Below are 22,351 nucleotides of genomic sequence, written 5' to 3' on the forward strand. Positions count from 1 at the left end.
GCGCGCCGCCCCTGACGGGCGGCGCGCTCTTTCTTTTAGGCTAGGCGTGAAGCAACTACGGCTCTCGCCCTTTCGGGGAAGGAGGATGTCAAGCTTCGTCTCGGCGAACCTTCGCGTCAGCCTTCTTCGTTGAGCCGAGACCTGATCACTCCGCCGCCACCGCCGCCGGATAGCGTGGAGCTTCGATGGGCAGCTCGGGCTGCACAACGTCGGGCTCGGCCCGCTTGCGGCGGTAGACCAGCGCGAACATCGGCGGGGTGAAGTAGAAGGACACCACCGTGGAGAGCAGCACGCCGCCCGCGATCGACATCGCGAAGGGGGGCCAGAAGCCGCCGCCCTCCAGGATCAGCGGCAGGAAGCCCCCGAAGGTCGTGATGGTGGTCGAGACGATGTGACGGCTCGACCCATGCACCACCCGCGCCATCGCGTCTCGGTCGCCGGCGGCCGCGTCCTCATCCGCCTTGAGGCCTGTCAGGATGATGATCGCCGCGTTGATCGACACGCCGATGGAGCCGATCACGCCGATGATCGCGTTGATTCCGAACGGGTACTGGAACACCGCGAGGGCGAGCATCGACAGCCCCGCCGAGAGCACCGTGACCACCAGCGCCACCGCCGTCAGTCGGAAGGAATTGAACGTGAGAACGATGGTCGCGATGGTCAGCGTCACGATCAGCCCGACGGAGGCCATGAGGTTGCGCACCGTCGTCGAGCGCGCATCGCTGTCGCCCCCGATCTCCATCCGGTAGCCCGCGGGCACGGTGAAGCCGCGGGCATCGAGCTCGGCTCGCACGGCCTTGAGCGCCTCTTCGGGCAGCACGCCGGGGACGAGATAGGCCTGCACCGTGTTCGCCCGTTCGCCGTTGCGGCGGGTGATTACGCTTTCCGCAGGCTCCAGCCGCACCGTCGCGATTTCCGATAGGGGAACGGCAGGGAAGGCGCCGGTGGCCGAGACGGCGCTCGCATTCGGCAACTGGATCGGCAGATCCGTGATGGCCGAGAGGTCGCCGCGGATCTCGTCGCCCAGACGCACGCGGATCGGCATCTGCTCGGTCCCCTCGATCAGGGATCCGCCGGTGACGCCCTCCAGCGAGGCCTCGAGCTGCCGTGCGACACCGGTCAGGTCGAGGCCAAGCAGCCGCGCCTTCGCCTCGTCGATGTCGTAGCGGACCTTGGGCGCGCCGCCGGAAATGGAGCTGCGCACCTGCGTGATCATGTCGAGATCGGCCATGATAGCGCGCGTCTCGTCGCCCAGCTCACGCAGCACCGCCATGTCCTGCCCGACGAAGCGGAGCTCCACCGGGGCAGCGACGGGCGGGCCCTGCACGAGGCCGCGGACCAGCACCCGCGCGTCGGGGACCAGCACGTCGAGCTCGGCCTGCAGTTCGGGCACCAGCCGGGCTGATGCTTCCGGCGAGGCGGAGGTGATGAGCGCCTGCGCAAAGCCCGGCTCGCGCGAACGCCCGCCGACGATGTTGTAGTAGAAGGCGGGACCGGATTTGCCGATGGACCAGTAGACGCTCTCGACACCGTCCTTGCCGCGCAGCACGCCGTCGATCAGCTCGGCGGCGCGCGCGGTTTGCCCGATGGCGGTGCCGTCGGGCATTTCGACCTCCAGGTAGAACTGGTCGCGGTCCACGCCGGGGAAGAACTGGGCGGTGAGCGTCGGAAAGCTCATGAAGCCCATCACCGGCAGGATCAGCGAGATCGCGATGGATTTCGCCGGGTTCGCTACGGACCAGCGGATGGTACGGTGGAACACCCGACCCAGCGCACCGCCGGAGATCCCCTGTGCGAGCATCCCGCGCCCCTCACCGGCGGCGAGGAAGCGCCCGGCCAGCGCCGGCGTCACTGTGATCGCCAGGAAGAGCGACCAGAAGAGCATCAGCACCACGGCGATGGCGATCGAGCCCACGAAGTCGCCCGCAGGCCCCGGCAGCAGGATCATCGGCGTGAAGCTGAGCGCCGTGGTGACCGTCGAGGCGATCAGCGGGGCCGTCAGCCGCCGAACGGCGTGGCCGACCGCGGCCTGACGGGACAGGCCCGCGATCAGCCGCTGACGCACCTCGTCGGTCATCACGATGGCCGCGTCGACCAGCAGGCCGAGCGCCACGATCAGGCCGGTGACCGACATCTGGTGGATCGGAAGCCCGATCATGTTCATCGTGGCCAGCGTGGCCAGGCTCACCACCGGCAGCACCAGCGCGACGATGGCCGCGGCGCGCACGCCCAGCGTGATGAGCAGGACCGCGATCACGAGGCCGACGCCAATCGCCATGTTGGTGCCGACCTCGGCGAGGCGGGCGGTGGTGTAGGTGCTCTGGTCGAAGACCATGCGCTGGTCGAGGCCGAGGGGCACGGCATCGGCCTCCGCCTCCAGCAGCGCACGGACATCGGCCATCCAGGTGTCGATCTGCAGGCCATCCTCGGCGATCGCGCCGATCAGGATCGCGGGCTGGCCGTTCATCAGCGACAGCTCCTCGGCCGGTTGCCGCGGCCCGCGGGTGATCGTCGCGATATCGTCGAGCAGGGTGACGGCGCCGTCCGGGTTCTCCCGCAACACCACGTCGCGCAGGCGGTCGATGGCCTCCACCTCACCGGAGATGTTGATGGCGAGGTCGGAGCCCGTGGCGCGCAACCGCCCTGCCTGCACCTTGCCGTCCGCATTGCGGATCGCGGCGGAGATCGCGTCGGCGGTGAGGCCGAGGGAGGCCGCACGGCGGGCATCGACCTCGACCAGCACCTCTTCCTCTGGCTCGCCATAGAGCTCGACCTGCTCGGTGCCGGGGACGGAGCGGAGCCGGTCGGCGAGCGCCTGTGCGTGGCGTGACATCAGGCCGAGCGGCACTGCGTCATGCTCCGCACTGATCGCGATGACGGTGGAGTAGGCGCTGACGCCGTCCGCGTCGAATTCGGGGGCCTGCACGCCGTCCGGGAACTGGCGGCGGGCGTCTTCCACGGCGTCGCGCGCCTCGGACCAGACCTGTTCGATGGTTTCCTCGTCGAGGGTTTCCAGAAGCTCCACCGAGATGACGGAGACGCCGTTGCTCGACACGCTGTCGAGGGTGTCGACCTCGGGGATCGCGCGCAGCTCTTCCTCGATCTCCGCCGTGACCAGCGCCTCGACCCGGGCCGGATCCGCGCCTGGGAAGGCCGTGGTGACGGTGGCGAAGAGGTTGGTGATCGTCGGATCCTCCTGCCGCCCGAGCGAGAGCAGCGAGGAGAAGCCTGCTGAGATCAGGACTAGCAGGATCAGCGCGACGAGGCGCGGCTGGCGGAAGGTCAGCGTCTCCATGGCTCAGGCCCCCTCGGCGATCGGGCGGACGAGCTGGCCGGGCGTGACCCGGTGCGGCCCGGCGGAGATCAGGCGCGTGCCGTCCTCGAAGGTGCCGCGGACGTATGCGCGCTCCGCCTCCGTATGGATCAGCTCGACGGCGGCGGAGCGGACGCGGTCCTCGTCATCGACGACGAGCACGGTCCAAAGGCCCTGCGCCCCCTCGCGCAGCGCGCGGACGGGAACCCAGGTGCCGGCCTCCTCGACCTCGCGCGTGATGATGAGCGTCGCGGTCTCGCCGAAGGCGGCAGTGGAGCCGCGGGCAAGGTCGAAGAGCGCCGTGCGTGTCCGCGTCACCGGGTCGATATCGGGGCGGACGGAGTGGAGCTCGCCCTCGTAGGTGCGACCCGCGATCTCGATCAGGGCGGTGTCCTGCGGCTCCAGCCAGACGGGCAGGCCGATGCGGACGCGGGGGGTGGCTTCCTCCAGCAGAGAGATGACGGGGGCGCCTGCCGACACGGTGGTGCCGAGGTCCACGCCGCGCGCGCCGACCCGGCCGGAGAAGGGGGCCTCCAGCACCGATTTCTCGAGCCGCACATCGACCTCCGCGATGCCGGCGTCGGTCTCCGCGATCCGGGCGGTGAGCTCCGCCTCGCTGAAGCGGGCCTGGTCGAAGGCTTCGGTGGAGGCGAAGCCCCGCTCGCTCAGTTCCGCGCGCCGTTCGGTGGAGAGCCGGGCGAATTCGCGTTGGGCGACAAGCGCATCGCGCGCGGCTTCCAACCGCCGCCGCTCGGTTTCCAGCAACGCCGTGTCGAGCCTGGCGATGACGTCGCCTTCCTCCACGATGTCGCCTTCGTCCACCGTGATCTCCGCCATGCGGCCGCCGAACTCGAAGGAGAGGTCCGTGGTCTGCGCCGCCTCGACCTGTCCGGTGAAGCGGCGTGTGACGGTGTAGCCGTCCTCCCGCTCCAGCGCGCGGACGGTGACGGGCAGGGGCTCGGCGACCTCCGCGATCTCCACCGCCGAGGCGCGGGCGCTGATCGTCTGGCTGCCGAGGAGCACGGCATATCCCGCGCCGCCGATCGTCGCCGTGGTGAGGAGGAGAATTCCGGTACGCCGCAGCGCGCGACGGAACAAGGAAGGGGACTGCACATCCTGGGTCATGGTCCGGCTCCGGCTATGTGAGTGCCTCTAACATATGTTAAGCATTCTAACTTTGACAAGGTCTACGCAAACCGCCACATACCGGATCATGAGCAGCGAAACGGAAATCCAACGTAAAGAAGGCTATCACCACGGCGATCTGCGCGCGCAGCTCGTCGAGGCGACGCGCCGCCTGGTGGAGGAGAAGGGGCCCGAGCAGTTCTCTGTGTCGGAGGCGTGCCGGGTCGCTGGCGTGTCCACGGCCGCTCCCTATCGCCACTTCAAGGACAAGGACGAGATGCTGGCCGCCGTCATGATGGCCGGCATGGAGCGCAAGTTCGCGATGATGCGCGCCGCCGTGGCCGAATGCCCGGAGGGGGAGCTGGAACGCATCGTGCAGCTTGGCCGCGTCTACATCCGCTTCGCCACCACGGAACCCGGTGTTTTTCGGCTGGTTTTCGGCCTCGCCCATGACCACGCCAAGCGCGAGGAACTGATGGAGGAGGCCCCCCGCCACTACGCGTTGGTGGAGAACGAGGTCGCCCTCTATCTCGGCCGCGACGAGGTGGACGAGGATGTGAAGACCCGGGCCTTCATGCTCTGGACCTTCGTCCACGGGCTGTCGTTCCTGCTGATCGACGAGAAGGTCGACGTGATCGATATGCCGATCGACGTGGAAGGCCTGCTGTGGGAGATCGCGCGCCGCGTCATGATCGACCGCTAGCGGCCTCGCGCAGCAGGTCGGCGAGGCGCGCGGCGGCGGGGCTGAGCGTGACGTCCTGCCGCAGGCAGAGGCCGACGGGGCCGAGCGTCGTCGCGGTATCGAGGGGCAGGGCGGTCATCCGCCCGGCGGCAAGATCGGCGCGGACAACGCCTTCGGAAATGAACCAGACTGCGCCGTGGTTGAGCACGAAGGCCCGCCCGAAACTGTCCGACACCGTCTCGATCGCATCCTGCGGCGGGGTGAGCCCATGCTCCAGCAGCAGCCGCGCCACCGCCCCCTCGATGATCGAGCCGCGGCTCGGTACGAGGACCGGCCCGGTGCCCAGCGCGTCGGGCGTGAGGGGCTGGCCCGCCAGCCGGTGCCCCCGCGCGACCACGGCGACCACCCGTTCGCGATAGAGCGGCTCGAAGGTGAGGCCCAGCATCCGCTCCGGCGCGGGCAGGCGCCCGACCACCAGATCGAGCGCGCCGCGCTGCAACTGCTCCAGCAGCACGTCGTTCTCGCCCGAGCGCACGGTGAGACGGCTGCCGAGGGCGAGGGCGCGGAAGCGGGCGACCGCCTCCGGCACGATGGTCGCCGACACCGTGGGCAGCGCGCCGAGGGTCACCGGCGGGCCATCGGTGCGCCGCGTCTCCTCCACCGCCTCGCGCGCCAGTGCAACGGCCCGCGCCGCCTTCTCCACGAAGCTCACGCCGAAGGGGGAGAGGCGCAGCCCGCGCCCGGCCTTCTCCGTCAAGGGCTTGCCGAGCGTCGCTTCCAGCTCCCGCAAGCTGCGGCTGACCGCGGGCTGGGTCAGCGACAGCGCGTCCGCTGCGCGCGTGACGCTGCCCTGGCGCGCGACCTCCACGAAGATCTCCAGGTGGCGCAGGCGGACACGGTCTGACAGAAGCATATCGGTTTCGCTATGAATGACGTGGAATTCGACATTGGACCAAGCAGGCCCCGCATGGAAGGCTCAGGCAAAACGGGAGGCTCCATGACCAACGATCGACGCTGGGCCGGGGAGGCGACGCGGCGCGCCGTGCTCGGCGACGCGCATGTGGATCGGGCCGAGGCGGCGCGCACCGAGTTCGACGCGCCGTTCCAGCAGCTCATCACCGAAGGCGCCTGGGGCACGGTCTGGGCGAGCGATGCGCTGACCCGCCGCGAACGCTCCATGCTCACCCTCGCGATCCTGGCAGCTACGGGGAGTTTCGAGGAGATCCCGATGCATGTCCGCGCCACCGCCCGAACGGGTGCGAGCCCCCAGGACATCGCCGAGGTTTTCCAGCACGTCGCGATCTATGCGGGCGTGCCCCGCGCCAACCACGCGATCAAGCTCGCGAAACAGACCCTGGCGGAGATGGCCGAATGACCACGTTCCTGCCCCGCGACCCGAAGGTCCACCCGCCCGCGCATACGCCGGGCTACAAGAGCTCTGTCCTGCGGTCGCCGCGGTTGCCGAAGCTGTCGTTTGAAAACTCGCTGAGCGAGGCGACGGGGCCGGTCTTCGGCCACGACCTGCTCGGCCCGCTCGACCACGACCTGATCGAGAACTATGCCCAGCCCGGCGAGAGCGCCATTGGCGAGCGGATCATCGTGCACGGCCGCCTGCTCGACGAGCAGGCCCGCCCGGTGCCCGGCGCGCTGATCGAGGTCTGGCAGGCTAACGCTGGCGGGCGTTATCGCCACAAGAAGGACGGCTATCTTGCCGCCCTCGATCCGAATTTCGGCGGCTGCGGGCGGGTGATCACCGGCGCTGACGGGGCGTATGCCTTCCGCACGATCCGCCCCGGCCCGTACCCTTGGCCCAACGGCGCGAACGACTGGCGGCCCGCCCATATCCACTTCTCGATCTTCGGGCAGGGCTGGGCGCAGCGGCTCATCACGCAGATGTATTTTGAGGGCGATCCCCACATCGCGCTCTGCCCCATCGTACAGACGATCCCCGACCCGGCGGCCATCGACGCGCTGACCGCACGGCTCGACATGGGCGCGACCGTGCCGATGGACGCCCGCGCCTACCGCTTCGACCTCGTGTTGCGGGGGCACCGCCAGACCTTCTTCGAGAACCGGGTGGAGGGCGCGTGATGCCGAAGGAAAGCGCATCCCAGACCGCCGGTCCTTACGTCCATATCGGCTGCGTCCCGAGCTTCGCGGGGCTGAAGGGGCGGGGACCTGACCTCGGGGCGGCAATGGTGACCGACGCCACGCGCGGCGAGCGGATCACGGTGGAGGGCTACGTCTACGACGGCGCTGGCGCCCCCCTGCGCGATGCGCTGCTGGAGATCTGGCAGGCCGACGCGGACGGGCTCTATGCCTCGCCCGCCGAGACCCGCGGCACCGCCGATCCCGTCTTCACCGGCTGGGGGCGGCAGCCGACCGATGGCGAGACCGGCCTCTACCGGTTCGAGACGATCAAGCCGGGCCGCGTGCCCTGGCCAGACGGTCGCATGCAGGCGCCGCATCTGAGCCTCTGGCTCGTGGCGCGCGGCATCAACCTGGGCCTCGCCACCCGCATCTACTTCGCCGACGAGGCGGAGGCGAATGCTGGGGACCCGCTCCTCGCGCGCATTGACCCCCCGAGCCGGGTGCGGACGTTGGTGGCGGAGCGACAGGGCGACACGTACTGCTTCAACATCCACCTGCAAGGCCCTGGCGAGACGGTCTTTCTCGATGTCTGACGTCGCCGGGAAACCCTGCATCCTCTGCTGTGCGATCACCGGCTCCCTGCCGCGCAAGGCGAACAATCCGGCCGTGCCGATCACGGTGTCGGAGCAGGTGGAATCCTCGCACGCGGCGGTCGAAGCCGGCGCCTCCATCATCCACGCCCATGTCCGCAACGACGACGAGAGCCCGTCCAGCGATCCGGAGAAATTCGCGCGCCTGAAGGAAGGCCTCGAAAAGCACTGCCCCGGCGTGATCGTCCAGTTCTCCACCGGCGGTCGCTCGGGCGCGGGGAAGGAGCGCGGGGGGATGCTGCCGCTGCGCCCGGACATGGCGTCGCTCTCAGTCGGGTCGAACAACTTCCCGACCCGCGTCTACGAGAACCCGCCGGACCTCGTGGACTGGCTGGCAGGCGAGATGCGGACCTACGAGATCGTGCCGGAGGTCGAGGCCTTCGACCTCTCCCACATCCTCCAGGCGATCCGGCTGCATGGGGAGGGGAAGCTCTTCGGGCCGCTCTACGTGCAATTCGTCATGGGTGTGAAGAACGCGATGCCCGCCGACAAGACAGTCTTTGACTTCTACGTGGAGACCATGCGCACCCGCGCGGCGGAGGCGCAGTGGTGCGCCGCGGGCATCGGCGCCACCCAGATCACCGTCAACGAATGGGCGATTGCGGCAGGCGGCCACACGCGGGCGGGGCTGGAGGACAACATCCGCCTCGACCGCGATACGCTCGCGCCCTCCAACGCCGCCCTGATCGCGCGCGCGGCCGACCTCTGTGCGAAGTACGACCGCCCCGTGGCGACACCGGCGCAGGCGCGTGAGATGCTGGGACTGCGCCCGGTCCCAACCGCCAGCGTGGCTTGATATCGTTGGATTTGGATATTTGGGCGAATCCGAAAGCCCCTTCGGATTCGTCCAAATATCCCCGCCGGAGGCGGTCCCGCCCTCTCATGTCGTGTACCGCTCCCGATCGGCGAGCACCGCCTTGGCCGCATGGTCGACGAAGGCGCGCACCCGCGCACTACCGCGCAGGTCGCCGTGGAGTAGCAGCCAGAGAGAGCGATCGGGCACCGGTTGCAGACCCGGCACGCGCACCAGCCGCGGCTCCTGATCGCCGAGAAAGCACGGGACCCAGGCCATGCCGATGCCTTGCGCCGCCGCTTCGAGCTGCATGAAGATCTCGGGCAGCACGTGGCGGATCCCGGCGCGGGGGTAGGGGCTTTGCGAGACCCACTCGCCGTCGCGGCCCCAGCCGATCCAGTGCGCTTTGTGCCCGTCGCCAAGCTCCGGCACGCCGACCTGCTCCAGATAGGCCGGTGAGGCGAAGGCCCCCACCACATAGCGCAGCAGACGGCGGCCCACCACGTCGTCCTCGACGGTATGTGCCGCGCGGATCGATATGTCGGCCTCGTGCCGCGTAAGGTTGGAGATGCGGTTGGTCGCGATGATCTCCACCGTGATCTCCGGATAGGCCTCGGTGAAGCTCGCGAGGATCGGGGCGAGGAAGCCGAGCGCGAAGGAGGGCGGCAGGCTTACCCGGATCCGCCCGCGCGGGGCGGCGTCGAGGCCGGAGAGGCGGCGGGCGATCTGGCGTGTCTCGCCCTCCATGCTCTGCGCGTGGCGCAGCAGGACTTCGCCCGAGCCGGTCAGCGCCACCCCGCCCGGTGAGCGCTCGAACAGGGTCGTGCCGAGCGTCTGCTCCAGCCCGTCGAGCGCGCGGCGGATGGTGGCGTGGCTCACCTTCTGCTCATCGGCGGCGGCACGCAGGCTGCCCGCGCGGGCGGTGGCGAGGAACAGGCGGAGGTGATCCCAGTCCACTTGAGCAACCTTTCGCTGGTGGTGGTTCGTTTACGCACCACTATGGACCGGTATTGGCGGTTCTGGAAACCCCGCGCTCCGGTATCGTGATCCGACAGCGAAAGGAGGATGCGCCGCATGCGCGACCGTCCCGCACCCTTTCCAGCCTTGGGGCACCGGCGCCCCGGCGCCGTTGTCCGGTCAGTCGAACGTGATCGTCCGCGTCGTTGCAGAGCTCCGACCGCGTCCCATCTCTCGCCCACACCTGCAGTCCCGAAGAGGAGGGGCCTATGACCCGTCCCGCCGCCGCCCCGCTTGCCCCCGCGCAGGCGCTCGACTTCTTCCACGACACCCGGACGGCGACGGAGCGGCTGGCAAAGCCCCTCGCACCCGAGGACATGATGCTCCAGTCCATGACGGATGCGAGCCCGGCGAAGTGGCACCTGGCGCACACCACCTGGTTCTTCGAGGAGTTCATCCTGAAGGAGCGGGTGCCGGGCTATGCCTCGCCCGACGACCGTTTCGCGTTCCTCTTCAACTCCTACTACGTGCAGGCCGGGCCGCGGCATGCGCGGGACAAGCGGGGTCTCGTCTCGCGCCCCACGGTCGAGGATGTCCGCGCCTATCGCGCCCATGTGGACGACGCGATGGGCGGGCTGATGAGCGCGGGTCGCGACGATGCCGACGACATCGCAGCATTGGTCGAACTCGGCTGCCATCATGAGATGCAGCATCAGGAGCTGCTGGTGACGGATCTGCTCCACGGCCTCTCCTTCAACCCGCTGATGCCGGCCTATCGCGATCCGGAGCCGGTGGCGGTCAGCTCCGAACAGCCGCTGACCTTCACGAGCCACGACGGCGGGCTGGTCGAGATCGGCCATGCGAGCGGGGGCTTCGCCTACGATTGCGAGGGGCCGCGTCATCGGACCTACGTGGCGCCCTTCGCCCTCGCGGACCGGCCGGTCACCAACCGCGAGTGGATCGCTTTCATGGAAGCCGGGGGGTACGAAACCGCCCCGCTCTGGCTCTCCGACGGCTGGGCGACGGCGCAGGCCGAGGGGTGGGACGCGCCGCTCTACTGGTGGAAGCAGGAGGATCAATGGTGGTCCTTCACCCTGCGCGGCCCGCAGCCGGTCAACCTCGACGCGCCGGTGGTGCATGTGAGCTATTACGAGGCCGAGGCCTATGCCCGCTGGGCCGGGATGCGCCTGCCGACGGAGCAGGAATGGGAGCTCGCGGGCCGCGACACGCCGATCCGCGGCAACTTCCTCGACGACGGCGCGCTGCGCCCGCTGCCCGGCGGCGGGATGTGGGGCGATGTGTGGGAGTGGACGCAGAGCCCCTTCACGCCCTATCCCGGCTTCCGCCCCGTCGAGGGCGCGATCGGCGAGTACAACGGCAAGTTCATGGTGAACCAGTTCGTGCTGCGCGGCGGGTCGTGCGCCACGCCCGCGGCCCAGATGCGCCCGACCTACCGCACCTTCTTCTATCCCCATCAACGCTGGCAGATGCTCGGCCTGCGGCTTGCGAAGGACGTTTGAGACATGGACGGAACGCTCGCCCCCGCACCGGATTTCCTCGCCTCGGTCCTCGCCGGGCTCGGCCGCGCGCAGAAGCGGCTGGAGGCCAAGTGGTTCTATGACGCGGCCGGCTCCGCGCTGTTCGAGGAGATCACGCAGCTTCCCGAGTACTACCCCACGCGGACCGAGGCGAAGATCCTGCGGGAGAGCGTCGGCGAGATCGCGGCGCGGGTGCCCGAGGGGGCCGCGCTGGTGGAGCTCGGCAGCGGGGCGAGCGTGAAGACGCGCATCCTCCTCGACCACCTGACGCAGCTCTCGGCCTATTTGCCGATGGACATCTCGGAGGCGTTTCTGGCGGAGGTCGCCGCCGGGCTCGCCCGCGACTACCCGGCGCTCGACATCGTGCCGGTGGCGGGTGACTTCATGGGCGATATCGCGCCGCCGGAGCAGCTTGCGGGCGTGCCGAAGGTCGCCTTCTTCCCCGGCTCCACCATCGGCAATCTCAGCGAGGCTGATGCCGTGGACCTGCTGGCGCGCGTGTGCGGCTGGGACGGGATCGAGGGCTTCATCCTCGGCATGGACCGGGTGAAGGACGCGGCTACGCTGATCGCCGCCTATGACGATGCGGCCGGCGTGACCGCGCGCTTCAATCTCAACGTGCTGGCCCGGATCAACCGGGAGCTTGGCGGGACCTTCGACCTCGACGCCTTCCGGCACGAGGCGCGCTGGAACGGGGAGGCCGAGCGGATCGAGATGCATCTGGTGGCAATGCGCCCGCTGACCGCGCGCGTCGGCCCGGCGGAGTTCATCTTCGCCGAAGGCGAGAGCATCCACACCGAGAACAGCCACAAATACACCCGCACCCGGATGGAAGAGCTCGCCGCGCGCGGCGGCTGGCGGGTGGAGACGGTGCTGTCGGATGCGGACGAGATGTTCTCCGTCGTCCTCTTGGCACCGGCCTGATGCGCACCTACGACCAGATCTTCGCCCTCGCCGCCGAACGTCAGGGCGGGGCCGAGGCGCTGGAGGCGAAGCTCACGAAGCCGATGCCCCAGGCCGAGCTGGAGGCGGTGCCGGACGACCGCTGGCTATCGGCGATGACCCGCGCGATCTTCCAGGCGGGCTTCAACTGGAAGGTCGTGGACAGCATGTGGCCGGGCTTCGAGACGGCCTTCCGCGGCTTCGACGTCGGCCACTGCGCGATGATGAGCGACGAGCGGCTGGAGGAGCTGACCTCCGACACCTCCATCGTGCGGCATGGTGCGAAGATCCGCGCGGTGCGGGAGAATGCGGCGTTTCTTCAAGAGCTTGCGCAGGAACATGGCCAGCCCGCGGGTGTCGTGATCGCGCGCTGGCCGGCGGAGGACTATGTGGGCCTTCTCGCGATGCTGAAGAAACGGGGCACGCGGCTCGGCGGGACGACGGCGCAGTACATGCTGCGCTTCATGGGCCGCGATAGTTTCATCCTGGCGCAGGACGTAGTGGCCCGGCTGGAGGCTGAGGGCGTGATCGACGGCCCCGCGACCTCGCAGAAGGCGCAGCGGGCGATCCAGGCGGCGTTCAACGAATGGGCGGCGCAGTCGGGCAGGTCCCTGACGGAGATCAGCCGGACCCTCGCGATGAGCATCGGCTAAGGGGGCCCGGCGCGGTGGTCGGGACGGTTCTGGGAACGACCACCCCGGACTTGATCCGGGGCCGCTCGCAACGGATCGCCCCACAGAGGACGACCCCGGATCAAGTCCGGGGCGGTGCCACGTAAGGCAACGCTCCGCCCGGCGGCACCGCCGGGCAGCGCCCGACCCTCCCCACGGGAGGGCGCTTTGCGGCGTTTCAAGCCGGAGGACGCTCAGCTAGAGATGCGTGCGCTGCCCACAGGGTATTGGTCAGCAGCGCCCACCCAGGGTCGGGCGCCGCCCTCAGGGCTCCGAACCTACCGCACCATGGTCAGGCGGTCCCAGTCGGCCTTGTCGGGGGAGCCTTCGCGGCGGATCTCGCCGTCGTAGCCGAACTCGACCTGGTGGATCAGGGTTCCGGTCTCCGTCGCCAGCACGACCCCGTAGCATTCGTTGAGATCGGAGCCCGCAAGGAACTGCGTCGCCTCGAAGTCCGGCCAACCGGCGTGGTTCGTGCCCCGCAGCCCCGTCAGCGGCACGCCGCGGAAGCTGCCCGAGAGCGTCAGATGGGTGTGACCGTGGAAGACGTGGCGCAGCGTGGCCGTGTGCCGCTCCAGCACTTCGCCGAGGCGATCCGCGTCGAGCAGCATGATCTCGTCGAAGGGCGCGATGCCCAGCGGCAGCGGATTGTGATGGAGGAACAGCCAGACCGGCCCCGGCAGTGCGCTGAGCGTCGTGTCGAGCCACTCCGCCCGCGCCGCGCAGAACGTCCCGGCATGGGTTCCGGCCTCCCAAGTGTCGAGCAGCACCGCGTGGCCGAGCGAGAGCGGCACGACGCGCTGCGCGAAGCCCGACGTGTCGCGGTAGTCTGGAAACACGGACAGGAAGGTCTCGCGGTCGTCGTGGTTGCCGATGCACAGATGCACCGGCAGCGGTAGGTCGGCGATCTGGTCGCGCAGGCGGACGTAGTCGTCGCGCTCGCCCCAGTCGCTGAGATCGCCGGTGATCACGATCGCCTCGGCGTCGGGATGGATCTTCACCGCGTGCTCCAGCGCCCGCGTGAAGTTCGCGTTGGGATCGCGGCCCGCGATCGTGTTGCCCGGTGTCGTGAGGTGGATGTCGGTGAGGTGCAGCAGCTTCATGGCCCGGCCTCCTTTGCATGGGACGGTTGGGCCCTCCCCGACGCGGGCCGGGGAGGACTGAGAGGTCAGGAATCGGCCGGAAGCAGCGATTGCACCTCGTCGGTGAGCTCTTCCTGAAGCTCCTCCATATCCTCGTAGTCGCCGGTCACGATGCCCTCGATCCCGTCATAGATCACCTGCGTGATCGCGAGGCCGTTGTCGCCCGGATAGGCCTGCCAGTCGGACAGCAGGTCGATCTGGCGCACGGCCGTCGCCTTGGTCGGGTTCGCCTCGTAGAAATCGGCGAGGATGATCTCGTTGGCGGCGGAGTTCGGCGGCATGTAGCCGGTGGTCCGCGCCACGTCCGCCGCCCCCTCACCGGAGGTGATGAAGGTGAGCCACGCCCAGGCCGCGGCCAGGACCTCCGGATCCTCGCTGTCGGAGACGAGCATCGCGGCATTGCCGCCCGCGGGCAGGCCCGACGGTGCTGCGCCCATCCCCGGATACTCGTTGGTCACGAGCTCGAAATCACCCTTCGACCGCTCGACCGAGCCGACGGAGGAGGTCGACCAGAACATCATCGCGACGTCCCCGGCCGTGAACGCACCCTGACCGTCGGTGGTGGAGAAGTTGGGCATGTCGCAGCGGTCGAAGAGCATGTCCATCGTCTCCAGCGCCGCCAGCCCCTCGGGCGTGTCGAGCATGAAGTCGTTGCCCTCCATAAGCGGCTGGCCCTGGGACCACATCAGCGCCTGCAGAAACCAGTTGCCGGTGATGTTCCAGCCGAAGAACATCGGGGTGTCGACTCCGGCCGCGATCAGGCTTTCGCAGACCTGTGCGACCTCCTCCCACGTGCTGGGCAGATCGTCGGTGGAGGTGATCCCAGCCTCGGCCATGAGGTCCATGTTGTAGTAGCCCACCGGCAGCGAGACGGAGAAGGGCAGGCCGTAGACCTGATCCTCGAAGGTCGAGAGCGACAGCATCGCCTGGTTGTAGCCATCGGTGGTGAAGTCGGCTTCCTCGGCGATGAACGGCTCCAGCGAGCGGGCGATGCCGCGCTCCACCAGGATCGCCTGGCGGTTCAGGCCCTGCATGGTCACATCGGGCAGATCGCCGCCCGCGGCCTCGCGCAGGATGGTGTTGGTCCCGTCCTCGTAGTTCTCGTAGGTCGCGCGGATGTTGACCGTGATGTTGGGATAGGCCTCCTGAAACTTCGGCAGGATCCGCTCATAGGTCACGTCGAAGAGGGAGGAGTAGGGATAGGCGAAGTCGATCTCGATCTGCTGGGCCGTGGCACCGGTCGCTGTGAGGGCCAGCGCCATTGCGGTCAGGGTCTTTTGCATTAGGCTCTCTCCTGTTGCCGTGGGACCGGTGGGTTTGGCGATCGGCCGGTCCCGGATTGATCCCCTGCGGGATTGCGGTGGCGGGGCGCTCCGAACGGGCGCCCCTATTTCATTCCGGTGAGCGTGATCCCCTCGATGAACCGACGCTGTGCGAGCAGGAAGGCGGCGATCAGCGGCACGACGATCACCGTGGCGGTCGCCATCATCGGCCCGAAGAAGGAGCCGTCGAGGTCGGAGCGGAACTCCCGGATCCCCAGCGGCGGGGTGAAGAGGCTCCGGTCCCCGGTGATCACGATCCGCGGCCAGAAATAGTCGTTCCAGTGGGCCACGACCGAGAAGATGCCGAAGGCGAGCAAGGCCGGGATCGCCGTGGGCAGCATCACGTTCCAGACGATCGAATACTCGCTCATCCCGTCCATGCGTGCGGCGTCGATCAGGTCGTCGGGCACGGTCATGAAGAACTGACGCATCAGGAAGATGCCGAAGACCGAGATCGTCCACGGGATCACAAGCGCGGCATAGGTGTTGGTGAGCCCCAGTTGCGACAGCATGATGTACAGCGGCAGGGCGATGGCGTGGACCGGGATCAGCAGGCAGAAGAGGACGATGCCGAATACCGCCTCCCGCCCCCAGAACCGCAGCTTCGCGAGCGCGTAGGCGCAGGGCAGGGCGACGATCACCTGGATGATGAAGATCGAGACGGTGACGATCACCCCGTTCAACAGGTACCGCAAGAGCGGCGCCTCGGTGAACGCGGTGGTGTAGTTGAAGACGACGGGGCGCAGGGTGCAGGCCTCTTCCGCCTCCGCCGTTAGCGCGTTTGCGATCTCCCGCTCCGTCGCCCCTGGAAAGCGGGGGGCGGCGGCTTCGAGGTCCGCGCGGTCGGGCGCGCTGCGGATCGCGCAGCGCTCGTCCACCATCGGCTCCTGCGCGCCGAAGAAGCCGGTGGACAGGCCCCCCTCGATCTCCGCCGGGGATTTGAAGGAATAGCTCAGCATCACGTAGAACGGCAGCAGCACCACCAGCGCCCCGAGGATCAGCACGACATGCTTCAGCGTCTCGATGGCCGAGAAGCGGAAGGCCGGGGCCTGCACGGCAGGCGTCGCGATCGCGGTGTCAGACATAATGCGTCCTCCGCTCCACCAGCCAGCGCTGGATCAGGGTGAGCACCATGACGAAGAGCAGGAACACGATGGTGATGGCGGCACCGATCCCCATCAGGTTCTGCTGCACCGCCTTCTCGTAGATCGCGTACATCATCACGTAGGTGGAGCGCGACGGCCCCCCGTCGGTCAGCGCCTCCACTGTGTCGAAGACCTGGAAGGAGCGGATGACGCTGATCGTGACCACGAAGACCGTGGTCGGCCCCAGCATCGGCCAGGTGACGAGGCGGAACCGCTCCCACCCGCTCCTCGCGCCGTCCATCTCGGCCGCGTGGTAGAGCTCCCGCGGGATCGAGGTGAGACCGGCGAGGTAGAGCACCATGTTGAAGCCGAAGCCCTGCCAGATCCCGATGAAGCAGATCGTCCAGATCGCGTAGTCCCGGTCGCCCAGCCAATGCGGGAAGCCCTCGGCACAGCCATGCCGCACCAGCGCCTCGGCCCAAGTGCCGCACAGGCTCTCGAGCGTGTTATTGATGAGGCCCACGGTGGGATGCAGCGCGAACTCCCACACGATGGCCATGGCGATGAGAGCCGCCATCACAGGCAGGAAGTAGATCGTCTTGTAGAGATCCCCGAACCGGGTGACGGAGGTGATGAGGAGTGCCGCCCCCAGTCCCAGCCCCACCGTCAGCGGCACGACGACGAGGACATAGCGGAAGGTGGCGCCGAACATCCGCTCATAGGTCGAGCGGGTGAAGATGTCCGAGTAGTTCTCCAACCCGACGAAGTTCGCGCCCGGATTGCCGAGCGCGTAGTCCGTGAGGCTGAGCCCGCCCGCGATCCCGATGGGCAGGAGCAGGATCAGCACCATCAGGATCAGCGCGGGACCGACGAACCAGAGATGCGCGTTGGTCCGCATCAGGCGACCTCCACCGCGCGGCGCTCGCCGGCCATCGGCAGGCGGCGGCCCGCGGCGTCGAAGACCATGGCCTCGCCGCTGGCCCGGACCACATGCACCGTATCGCCGATGGAGAGGGCTGTGGCCGTTCCCGGTTGGGCCCGCGCGATCAGGCGATGCGCGCCGTCCTCGACGGCCAGATGCAGGAAGATGTCGGAGCCCAGGTTCTCCGTATGCACCAGCCGCCCGCTGAGCGCGTCCTCGCCGGGGGCGACGCGCAGCTCCAGATGCTCCGGCCGCAGCCCGACCGTCACCGGCCCCGGCGCGCCCGTGACCCGGCGCGCGAGCGCCCGGCCGCCGACACGGACCACGCCGTCGCCATCGACCTCGCCGGGCAGGGTGTTGATCCGGGGTGAGCCGATGAACACCGCCACGGCGAGGCTCGACGGATTGTCATAGACTTCCTGCGGGCTGGCGAGTTGCAGGATGTCACCGCCCATCATCACCGCGATCCGGTCCGACATGGTCAGCGCCTCGGACTGATCGTGGGTGACGTAGATGAAGGTGGTGGCGAGCCGCCGGTGCAGCTCGCTCAGCTCCGCGCGCATGTGTACGCGCAGGGCTGCATCGAGGTTCGACAACGGCTCGTCCATCAGAAAGGCGACGGGCTCACGCACCATGGCGCGGCCGAGCGCCACGCGCTGCCGCTGCCCACCCGAAAGCTGGCCGGGCTTCCGGCCCAGCAGCGGCTCGATGCGCAGCACTTCGGCCACCTCGCGCACCTTTTCCATCAGCGCGCGCCGCTTGGCGCGGGAGATCAGCGGCCCCGCGACCGGTATCCGCTCCACCGCGCTCAGGTCGCGCAGGCGCAGGGGCGTGACCATGTTCTCGGCCACCGTCAGGTGCGGGTAGAGGGCGTAGGACTGGAAAACCATGGCAAGGTTGCGGTCCGCGGCGCGCAGCCCCGTCACGTCCCGCCCGTCCAGCGTCACCCGTCCGCCATCGGGCGCTTCCAGCCCTGCGATGATCCGCAAGAGCGTGGATTTCCCGCAGCCCGACGGCCCGACCAGAGTGAGGAATTCCCCGTCCTGCACCTCCAGGTCGACACTGCCGAGCACACGGGTGTCCCCGAACGACTTCACGATTTGGGTGAGCTGAAGCGCGCCCATGATGGCCCCCTACGGTCCCGATGGGCGCAACCGTAGGGGCACGAGGCGTCAGATTCGTAACGTCATATTAGTGAGACTGATGGTGGCCAGAGTCCCGCTCAGGAGGTCCGCCGATGGCCCGCACCAATCCCTACCACGTCACCGCCTTCGCCTATGCCGCGCGCGAGGGCAGCTTCTCCCGCGCCGCCCAGCGCATGGGCGTCAGCCAGTCCGCGGTATCCCAGCATGTCGCGGCCCTTGAACGGGAGGTCGGCGCGCCGCTTCTCATCCGCGACCGCAAGGGGCTGGAGCTCACGCGCGCGGGGCAGAGGTTCTACGAACTCGCCGAGCGCTACGCCACGCTCGACCAGCTCATCGCCGAGCGGATCGAGGATTTCGCGACGCTGGAGGCGGGGCACCTCTCCATCATCGCGAACTCGCCGCGGCCCGCGCTGCAATACATGGAACGGTTCCGCCACCGCTTTCCGAAGGTGGAGATCGACTTCACCCTCGAAAGCTGGACCGACTCCATGCGGCTGATCCGGGAGCAGCGGGCCGATATCGGCATCGTGACCGAGCCGCGGGGGCTGGGCGACTGCTATATCCGCGAGGTCTCCCGCCACGGCTATCGCATCTACATGCGGCCGGACTATCCGCTGGCCGGGGCCGCCGCCCTCTCCCTCGCCGATCTGCGGGAGGAGACAGTGCTGCTGCCCGAGCCGGGCTCCTTCACCTTCCGCATCGTCTCCGAAAAGCAGCGGGACACCGGGATCGTGCTGGAGCGGGTGATCCAGACCGCTAATTTCCCGGTGATGAAGGAGGCGGTGCTGCACGGTGTCGGCGTCGGCATCTTTCTGGAGGACTCCATGCATCCCTCCGACCGGCTGGTCACGGTGCCGATCCGCGAGATGCCGGAGACCTACGCGACCTGTATCGTGCGGCGAAACGACCGGAAGACCATGCGCGCCGTGCGCAGCTTCATTGAGCTCGCACTCGAACCTTCGGGCCTCGCGGCCTGACGCCGGCGAGCGGCACGGTGACGAGGAAGCCGGTGCCGCGGCCCACGGTGGAGGTGAGCTCCAGCGGCAGGTTCATCATGGCACAGGCCCGCTCGACGATGGCGAGGCCGAGGCCCATGCCCTGCGCTGCACTCGCGTCGGTGCCGAGGCGGTGGAACTCCTTGAAGATGTCGTCCTGCGCGTCCTTCGGAATGCCGGGGCCGGTGTCCCAGACCTCGAGCCGCACGGCCCGGCGCTGGCGGCGCGCGCCGACGAGGACCTTGCCGGACCTCGTGTAGCGGATCGCGTTGGCGATCAGGTTCTGCAACACGCGGCGCAGGTAGAAGGCGTCGGTTTCTACCATGGCGGAGCAGGGGACGACGTGCAGCCCCAGCCCCGCGAGGTCCGCATGGGGCCGGAAATCGTCCTGCAACTGGCGCAGCATCGGCGTGAGCTCGAAGCGCCGGATCTGCGGCTCGACCGCGCCCGATTCCAGCTTCGAGATCGCGAGGAGCGCGTCGATGATCTCCTCCACGCTGTCGAGCGCGTTCTGCGCGCGGCCCAGTACCTGCGCCTGTCCGGCGTCGCCGATATCCTCCTGCACCGAGGAAAGGTACAGCTTCGCGGCCGAGAGCGGCTGCAACAGATCGTGGCTCGCCGCCGCCACGAAGCGCGATTTCGAGGCGTTGGCCCGCTCGGCCACGCTCAGCGCATCCTCCAGCTCCAGCGTGCGGTCTCGCACCCTGCGCTCCAGCATCTCGTTGGCCTCGTGCAGCACGCGCGCGGCCTCCCGCTCCGCCGTCACGTCGCGGAAGGAAATCACGAAGCCGTCGTTGGGCATCTCCTCGGCGAAGACGTCGAGGAGCCGCCCCTGCCGGTGGCGCAGCTCGAAGCGCAGGGGCTCGCGCCCGCTGCGGGTCCGCGCCCACTCCTTGACGTCGGCGAGGGTCATGTCGCCCTGGAACTCCACCTCCCGCCCGAGCTGGTCGTAGAGCACACGGATATCGGCGCCCATGCGCAGCCGCTCCAAAGGCACCAGCAGCAGCCCCGCCATGCGACGGTTCCAGCCGATCAGCCGGCGGTCCGTGTCGAAGATGCACACGCCCTGTTCGATATGGTCGAGCGTCGCGCGGATCAGACGGGCCTGATCGTCGAGCAGCGTCTCCCGCTCCTGCCGTTCGATGCGCATCACGTCGGTGATGTCGGTCTGCATGACGACGGTCTGGCCGTCATGGGTCCGGTGCTCGCTCACTTGGATCCAGCGGTCGCCGCGCATGGCGACGTTGAACATGACGTGGCGGTTGCGATGCGCAGCACGGCGGCGGGCGAGCCAGCTCTCCTGCGTGTCGCCTTCGGGCAGGACGAGATACCGGCTGGAGGCGACGCGCGCCGAATACTCATCGAAGCTCAGCCCCGGCTTCAGGTGCGGCTTCAGGTCCAGCATGTGCATGCCGAAGCGGCTGTTGGAGAGCTGCAGCACGTCCTCGTCGTCGAAGAGCGCGAAACCCTCCTTGATCGTCTCGATCGCGCTGGCGAGGTCGCGGCGCGCGGCCTCCTTCTCATCGTTTGCGGCCGCGTAGCGGGCGTTGGATTCGTGCAGGAGGTCGAGCGCGCGTTCCAGATCCGCTGTCCGCTCGCGCACCTGATCCTCGAGCATCGCGGCGCGCTGGAAATGGGCGAAAGCCGCGCCGCTGTCGTTCGTCGCCTGCTCCACCCGGTTCATCAGGACCTCGCTGATCCTCAGCAGCTTCTCGTTCTGCCGGGCGAGGTCGTCGGTCGGATCGAGCAGGGCGTGGGTCATGACCTCTTGTCCTCGTCGGGCGGGTAGAGTGCGACCCCCGTCATGGTCTGGTTCACATGCATCGCCCCGATCTGCTCGCCATAGGTGGAGAAGCCGAGCACCCGGTGGCGCGCCAGCAGGCGGGAGATCGCGGTGGTCTGCTGGCGCTGCGCCGCCTCGATCTTCCGCAGCAGGCAGTCGCAGGCGAGGATAGCAGCCGGCGGCCGCCCGCGGGAGAGCTGCGCGAGCTCCCGCTCCAGATGCGCCGCCATGTCGTCGGCCTCTGCCAGCGTCAGGACCAGCCCCTCGTCGATGGCGGAGAAGAAGATGAGGTCGCCGTTCTCCGCCACGCGCTGGATCGCGCGCACATGGTGCTGCCCACCGAAGCGGACCACGACCGGATGTGCAGCGAAGGTGAACGGGTCGAGCTGTTCGGGATCCTTGCCGAGCAGGCGGGCATATTCCCGCGCCGCAGGTTCCGCATTGATCTGGCGCGCGATCCGCTTCTCAGGAATCGCTTCGGTGACGACCATCCGCCGGTCGGTGGGCTTCAGATGATCGAGGCTGAAGACCCGGATCCGGCAGCGGGTGCGTACCAGCGTCAGGACGGCGGCGTTCTGCATCACCTGCCCGTCGATGGAGACGGAGGTGTTCTCGAACCGCTCCCCATCGCCCGCCGAGCCGCCGAAGAGCGGGATCGGCCCCAGCCCTGCGGCCATGGAGGCGACGAGTTCGTCCTCCTTGATCGACAGCCCGTCGCTGATCAGGAAGGCGAATTCCTGCGTCCAGTCCGCCGCCTCCCGCCCCAGCTTGGAGCGGCGGCGCGTCAGCTCGCGGACGACAGCGCGGTTGTCGATGTTCTCAAGATCGTCGAGCACCAGCGTCGTCGCCACGAAATGGCTGAGCGGCAGGCCGACGGCGAGGATGCGCCCCTCGTCGTACCCCTTCGCCCCGATCTCGCCCGCGGTGGTGCAGCCGATCACCTTCGTGTCCGCAAAGCGCACGGTGGCCCTCTGCATCACGGCGGCGAAGTCGGCTTCAGGCGAGACAAAGAGGAACAGGACGGCGAGCGGGGTATTGCCGATCTCGCGCGCTATGGTGTCGATCGCATTGGGATCTCGGCACTCGGCTTCTGCGCTGAGCACCAGATCACATTCGTCAACGGACCCGAGGGAGGGATCGCCGATCCCGTCCATCCGTGCCTCCCCATTATATTCTTGTTGACGTCAGGGTAGGA

The 22,351-nt window shown here is 68.5% G+C and carries 20 protein-coding genes; 9 read left to right on the top strand and 11 right to left on the bottom strand.

What is annotated here, in order from left to right:
- Window positions 1–145 precede the first annotated feature (145 nt).
- Together I0K15_RS17945 and I0K15_RS17950 are read right to left on the bottom strand one after the other, a co-directional pair.
- Complete coding sequence (locus tag I0K15_RS17945) at window positions 146–3,295, bottom strand: efflux RND transporter permease subunit (protein ID WP_196102848.1); 3,150 nt, start codon at window positions 3,293–3,295, stop codon at window positions 146–148.
- A 3-nt stretch (window positions 3,296–3,298) separates the two neighbouring features.
- Complete coding sequence (locus I0K15_RS17950; protein WP_196102849.1) at window positions 3,299–4,438, bottom strand: efflux RND transporter periplasmic adaptor subunit; 1,140 nt, start codon at window positions 4,436–4,438, stop codon at window positions 3,299–3,301.
- 88 nt (window positions 4,439–4,526) lie between these two features.
- Here I0K15_RS17950 and I0K15_RS17955 point away from each other — a divergent pair, with 88 nt between their 5' ends.
- A complete protein-coding gene (locus I0K15_RS17955) occupies window positions 4,527–5,141 on the top strand; it encodes a TetR/AcrR family transcriptional regulator (protein WP_230374176.1) in 615 nt (204 codons plus the stop codon).
- Here the strand turns inward: I0K15_RS17955 and pcaQ are convergent.
- Window positions 5,125–6,033, bottom strand: coding sequence for a pca operon transcription factor PcaQ (gene pcaQ / locus I0K15_RS17960; RefSeq protein WP_196102851.1), 909 nt, complete (start codon window positions 6,031–6,033; stop codon window positions 5,125–5,127). The two genes, I0K15_RS17955 and pcaQ, sit on opposite strands and share 17 nt — an antisense overlap.
- Window positions 6,034–6,117: 84 nt before the next feature.
- On the opposite strand from pcaQ, the gene pcaC reads away from it, so the two are divergent.
- Genes pcaC through I0K15_RS17980 form a run of 4 tightly spaced genes read left to right on the top strand, consistent with a single transcriptional unit; the run spans window position 6,118 to window position 8,657 of the window.
- Window positions 6,118–6,495, top strand: coding sequence for a 4-carboxymuconolactone decarboxylase (pcaC, locus tag I0K15_RS17965; protein WP_196102852.1), 378 nt, complete (start codon window positions 6,118–6,120; stop codon window positions 6,493–6,495).
- Window positions 6,492–7,211, top strand: coding sequence for a protocatechuate 3,4-dioxygenase subunit beta (gene pcaH / locus I0K15_RS17970; protein ID WP_196102853.1), 720 nt, complete (start codon window positions 6,492–6,494; stop codon window positions 7,209–7,211). The genes pcaC and pcaH overlap by 4 nt, the downstream gene beginning before the upstream one ends.
- Window positions 7,211–7,804, top strand: coding sequence for a protocatechuate 3,4-dioxygenase subunit alpha (pcaG, locus tag I0K15_RS17975; RefSeq protein ID WP_196102854.1), 594 nt, complete (start codon window positions 7,211–7,213; stop codon window positions 7,802–7,804). The genes pcaH and pcaG overlap by 1 nt, the downstream gene beginning before the upstream one ends.
- Window positions 7,797–8,657, top strand: a complete 861-nt coding sequence (locus I0K15_RS17980) for a 3-oxoadipate:acetyl-CoA acetyltransferase (protein ID WP_196102855.1) — start codon at window positions 7,797–7,799, stop codon at window positions 8,655–8,657. Before pcaG ends, I0K15_RS17980 begins: the two co-directional genes overlap by 8 nt.
- Window positions 8,658–8,741: 84 nt before the next feature.
- On the opposite strand, the gene I0K15_RS17985 is transcribed toward I0K15_RS17980, so the two are convergent.
- Window positions 8,742–9,611 carry a LysR family transcriptional regulator gene (locus tag I0K15_RS17985; RefSeq protein ID WP_196102856.1) on the bottom strand — a complete coding sequence of 290 codons (870 nt, stop codon included), beginning with the start codon at window positions 9,609–9,611 and terminating at the stop codon, window positions 8,742–8,744.
- A 269-nt stretch (window positions 9,612–9,880) separates the two neighbouring features.
- Here I0K15_RS17985 and egtB point away from each other — a divergent pair, with 269 nt between their 5' ends.
- Genes egtB through I0K15_RS18000 form a run of 3 tightly spaced genes read left to right on the top strand, consistent with a single transcriptional unit; the run spans window position 9,881 to window position 12,744 of the window.
- Window positions 9,881–11,131 carry an ergothioneine biosynthesis protein EgtB gene (gene egtB, locus I0K15_RS17990; RefSeq protein WP_196102857.1) on the top strand — a complete coding sequence of 417 codons (1,251 nt, stop codon included), beginning with the start codon at window positions 9,881–9,883 and terminating at the stop codon, window positions 11,129–11,131.
- 3 nt (window positions 11,132–11,134) lie between these two features.
- The gene (gene egtD, locus I0K15_RS17995; protein WP_196102858.1) at window positions 11,135–12,073 is read left to right on the top strand and encodes an L-histidine N(alpha)-methyltransferase; all 939 of its coding nucleotides are present in this window, start codon (window positions 11,135–11,137) and stop codon (window positions 12,071–12,073) included.
- Window positions 12,073–12,744 carry a DNA-3-methyladenine glycosylase I gene (locus I0K15_RS18000; protein WP_196102859.1) on the top strand — a complete coding sequence of 224 codons (672 nt, stop codon included), beginning with the start codon at window positions 12,073–12,075 and terminating at the stop codon, window positions 12,742–12,744. The genes egtD and I0K15_RS18000 overlap by 1 nt, the downstream gene beginning before the upstream one ends.
- 296 nt (window positions 12,745–13,040) lie before the next feature.
- Here I0K15_RS18000 and I0K15_RS18005 read toward each other — a convergent pair whose 3' ends face one another.
- The 5 genes from I0K15_RS18005 to I0K15_RS18025 all read right to left on the bottom strand — a co-directional run bounded on the left by I0K15_RS18005 (window position 13,041) and on the right by I0K15_RS18025 (window position 18,357).
- Window positions 13,041–13,865: a phosphodiesterase gene (locus I0K15_RS18005; RefSeq protein ID WP_196102860.1), complete on the bottom strand. Its 825-nt coding sequence runs from the start codon at window positions 13,863–13,865 to the stop codon at window positions 13,041–13,043.
- Window positions 13,866–13,930: 65 nt separating this feature from the next.
- Window positions 13,931–15,187 (bottom strand): extracellular solute-binding protein, encoded by a 1,257-nt coding sequence (locus I0K15_RS18010; RefSeq protein ID WP_196102861.1) that lies wholly within the window; start codon window positions 15,185–15,187, stop codon window positions 13,931–13,933.
- A 104-nt stretch (window positions 15,188–15,291) separates the two neighbouring features.
- The gene (locus I0K15_RS18015) at window positions 15,292–16,185 is read right to left on the bottom strand and encodes a carbohydrate ABC transporter permease (protein WP_230374415.1); all 894 of its coding nucleotides are present in this window, start codon (window positions 16,183–16,185) and stop codon (window positions 15,292–15,294) included.
- A gap of 118 nt (window positions 16,186–16,303) precedes the next feature.
- Complete coding sequence (locus tag I0K15_RS18020) at window positions 16,304–17,209, bottom strand: carbohydrate ABC transporter permease (RefSeq protein WP_196102863.1); 906 nt, start codon at window positions 17,207–17,209, stop codon at window positions 16,304–16,306.
- The gene (locus I0K15_RS18025) at window positions 17,209–18,357 is read right to left on the bottom strand and encodes an ABC transporter ATP-binding protein (protein ID WP_196102864.1); all 1,149 of its coding nucleotides are present in this window, start codon (window positions 18,355–18,357) and stop codon (window positions 17,209–17,211) included. The genes I0K15_RS18020 and I0K15_RS18025 overlap by 1 nt, the downstream gene beginning before the upstream one ends.
- Before the next feature lie 113 nt (window positions 18,358–18,470).
- On the opposite strand from I0K15_RS18025, the gene I0K15_RS18030 reads away from it, so the two are divergent.
- Window positions 18,471–19,355 (top strand): LysR family transcriptional regulator, encoded by an 885-nt coding sequence (locus I0K15_RS18030; RefSeq protein WP_196102865.1) that lies wholly within the window; start codon window positions 18,471–18,473, stop codon window positions 19,353–19,355.
- Here the strand turns inward: I0K15_RS18030 and I0K15_RS18035 are convergent.
- Both I0K15_RS18035 and I0K15_RS18040 read right to left on the bottom strand, forming a co-directional pair.
- Window positions 19,315–21,135 carry a sensor histidine kinase gene (locus I0K15_RS18035; protein ID WP_196102866.1) on the bottom strand — a complete coding sequence of 607 codons (1,821 nt, stop codon included), beginning with the start codon at window positions 21,133–21,135 and terminating at the stop codon, window positions 19,315–19,317. The genes I0K15_RS18030 and I0K15_RS18035 overlap by 41 nt on opposite strands.
- Window positions 21,132–22,310, bottom strand: coding sequence for an FIST N-terminal domain-containing protein (locus I0K15_RS18040; protein ID WP_196102867.1), 1,179 nt, complete (start codon window positions 22,308–22,310; stop codon window positions 21,132–21,134). The genes I0K15_RS18035 and I0K15_RS18040 overlap by 4 nt, the downstream gene beginning before the upstream one ends.
- Window positions 22,311–22,351 lie beyond the last annotated feature (41 nt).

The sequence above is a fragment of the Pontivivens ytuae genome, from assembly GCF_015679265.1.
In the GTDB taxonomy this organism is placed as follows: domain Bacteria; phylum Pseudomonadota; class Alphaproteobacteria; order Rhodobacterales; family Rhodobacteraceae; genus Pontivivens; species Pontivivens ytuae.

What these genes read in the sequence shown, in the direction of transcription:
- I0K15_RS18000 (WP_196102859.1), top strand. Translation starts at nt 12,073, where the DNA reads ATGCGCACCTACGACCAGATCTTCGCCCTCGCCGCCGAACGTCAGGGC.
- I0K15_RS18015 (WP_230374415.1), bottom strand. Translation starts at nt 16,185, where the DNA reads ATGCTGAGCTATTCCTTCAAATCCCCGGCGGAGATCGAGGGGGGCCTG.
- I0K15_RS18010 (WP_196102861.1), bottom strand. Translation starts at nt 15,187, where the DNA reads ATGCAAAAGACCCTGACCGCAATGGCGCTGGCCCTCACAGCGACCGGT.
- pcaG (WP_196102854.1), top strand. Translation starts at nt 7,211, where the DNA reads ATGCCGAAGGAAAGCGCATCCCAGACCGCCGGTCCTTACGTCCATATC.
- I0K15_RS17955 (WP_230374176.1), top strand. Translation starts at nt 4,527, where the DNA reads ATGAGCAGCGAAACGGAAATCCAACGTAAAGAAGGCTATCACCACGGC.
- egtB (WP_196102857.1), top strand. Translation starts at nt 9,881, where the DNA reads ATGACCCGTCCCGCCGCCGCCCCGCTTGCCCCCGCGCAGGCGCTCGAC.
- I0K15_RS18025 (WP_196102864.1), bottom strand. Translation starts at nt 18,357, where the DNA reads ATGGGCGCGCTTCAGCTCACCCAAATCGTGAAGTCGTTCGGGGACACC.
- I0K15_RS17950 (WP_196102849.1), bottom strand. Translation starts at nt 4,438, where the DNA reads ATGACCCAGGATGTGCAGTCCCCTTCCTTGTTCCGTCGCGCGCTGCGG.
- I0K15_RS18005 (WP_196102860.1), bottom strand. Translation starts at nt 13,865, where the DNA reads ATGAAGCTGCTGCACCTCACCGACATCCACCTCACGACACCGGGCAAC.
- pcaQ (WP_196102851.1), bottom strand. Translation starts at nt 6,033, where the DNA reads ATGCTTCTGTCAGACCGTGTCCGCCTGCGCCACCTGGAGATCTTCGTG.
- I0K15_RS18020 (WP_196102863.1), bottom strand. Translation starts at nt 17,209, where the DNA reads ATGCGGACCAACGCGCATCTCTGGTTCGTCGGTCCCGCGCTGATCCTG.
- I0K15_RS18040 (WP_196102867.1), bottom strand. Translation starts at nt 22,310, where the DNA reads ATGGACGGGATCGGCGATCCCTCCCTCGGGTCCGTTGACGAATGTGAT.
- I0K15_RS17980 (WP_196102855.1), top strand. Translation starts at nt 7,797, where the DNA reads ATGTCTGACGTCGCCGGGAAACCCTGCATCCTCTGCTGTGCGATCACC.
- pcaC (WP_196102852.1), top strand. Translation starts at nt 6,118, where the DNA reads ATGACCAACGATCGACGCTGGGCCGGGGAGGCGACGCGGCGCGCCGTG.
- I0K15_RS18035 (WP_196102866.1), bottom strand. Translation starts at nt 21,135, where the DNA reads ATGACCCACGCCCTGCTCGATCCGACCGACGACCTCGCCCGGCAGAAC.
- pcaH (WP_196102853.1), top strand. Translation starts at nt 6,492, where the DNA reads ATGACCACGTTCCTGCCCCGCGACCCGAAGGTCCACCCGCCCGCGCAT.
- I0K15_RS17945 (WP_196102848.1), bottom strand. Translation starts at nt 3,295, where the DNA reads ATGGAGACGCTGACCTTCCGCCAGCCGCGCCTCGTCGCGCTGATCCTG.
- I0K15_RS18030 (WP_196102865.1), top strand. Translation starts at nt 18,471, where the DNA reads ATGGCCCGCACCAATCCCTACCACGTCACCGCCTTCGCCTATGCCGCG.
- egtD (WP_196102858.1), top strand. Translation starts at nt 11,135, where the DNA reads ATGGACGGAACGCTCGCCCCCGCACCGGATTTCCTCGCCTCGGTCCTC.